This window comes from Plebeiibacterium marinum (assembly GCF_026013615.1).
In the GTDB taxonomy this organism is placed as follows: Bacteria; Bacteroidota; Bacteroidia; order Bacteroidales; family Marinilabiliaceae; genus Saccharicrinis; species Saccharicrinis marinus_A.
In genome coordinates this window covers 1-1,246 of the sequence record NZ_JAPDPI010000114.1, presented here as the reverse complement: position 1 = coordinate 1,246, position 1,246 = coordinate 1, and the positions used below count along the sequence as shown (strand labels likewise).

Annotated in this window: 2 protein-coding genes; both read left to right on the top strand. The window is 40.4% G+C overall.

Annotated elements, in window-relative coordinates:
- On the top strand, positions 1-226 hold a 226-nt coding region (locus OM074_RS21095; RefSeq protein ID WP_435873448.1), incomplete at its 5' end, for an ISAon1 family transposase N-terminal region protein.
- Positions 227-230: 4 nt separating this feature from the next.
- Positions 231-1,202: an ISAon1 family transposase gene (locus OM074_RS21090; RefSeq protein ID WP_363320333.1), complete on the top strand. Its 972-nt coding sequence runs from the start codon at positions 231-233 to the stop codon at positions 1,200-1,202.
- The last annotated feature ends 44 nt before the right edge of the window (positions 1,203-1,246 follow it).

Sequence of the window (1,246 nt, the reverse complement as noted above, 5' to 3'; positions counted from 1 at the left end):
ATATAAAGGTTATCAATATAAGTCATGTGGTTTTATGGAAGCCCGTTGTGTTGACGATTATCCAATTCGTAATATGTTGGTAAAATTAAAGGTGAAACGCCGAAGGTGGGAAGTGGTTATAGATGGGAAAAAGAAAAAAGTGAGCAGGGATTGGGAAGTAATAGCACGGGGTACAAGGATGAGCGAAGAGTACGCTGCTTTTTTAAAAGCAATTAGTCGATTCTAACGCCATAAGTTGCCAGAGCCTGGAAATCTATCTTGGAGTTAATGGGCGCAACTTTCAACGTCAGTATAAAAACAATCTGAGCAACTTCAGTGGTTGGAAGCAAAAGGATCATGCAGAAGAGTATCTAATATACCCTAAGAACATTGGTTATCATTTATCAATAGACGAAACGGCACTGAGCAACGGGGAGCTATATACTATAATAACCAACAAGATAAAAAAAGGAAAGAAGGGTGCCATTGTAGGGATTTTCAAGGGGACACAATCTGGTGAGATCATAAAAATCATCAAGGAAAATTTCAGTGAACAGCAACGGGCCATGGTCAAAGAGGTTACCCTTGATATGGCCAACAGCATGAATCTAATTGTCCGGAAATGCTTTACAAAAGCTACTGTAGTTATAGATCGCTTCCATGTACAAAAATTAGCCTGTGATGCCGTCCAGGAACACAGGATCAAGCACCGCTGGGAAGCCATAGAACAGGATAATATGGCGCAAAAGCAGGCCCGTAAGCAAGGTGAAGAATATACCCCGTTAATATTAGAAAACGGGGATACCATAAAGCAGTTGCTCGTGCGCAGCAGGTACCTCCTGTTTAAACCAAGCCATAAATGGACGGAGTCACAAAAACAGCGGGCCAACATCTTGTTTAACCTATACCCTGATATAGAACAGGCTTACGATCTGTCGCATCACTTATATTTGATTTACAGTCGCATAATGACAGCCCCCGTAGCCATGACACACCTTGCTCAATGGTTTAACCAAATAGACATGGTGGACCTCCCTTCTTTCCAGGTCTTAAAAAATACTATTGAAACCCATTATCAAAATATTATCAACTTTTTTAACAACAGGAGCACAAATGCCTCCGCGGAGTCTTTCAATGCCAAAATAAAGGAATTCAGAAGGCAGTTTAGAGGTGTTGTCGATGTAAAATATTTCCTCTTCAGGTTAACAAAAATATATGCATGATAAATCAAAGCAACATTTAGACCCAGGTTTTGCGCTTGATCCAT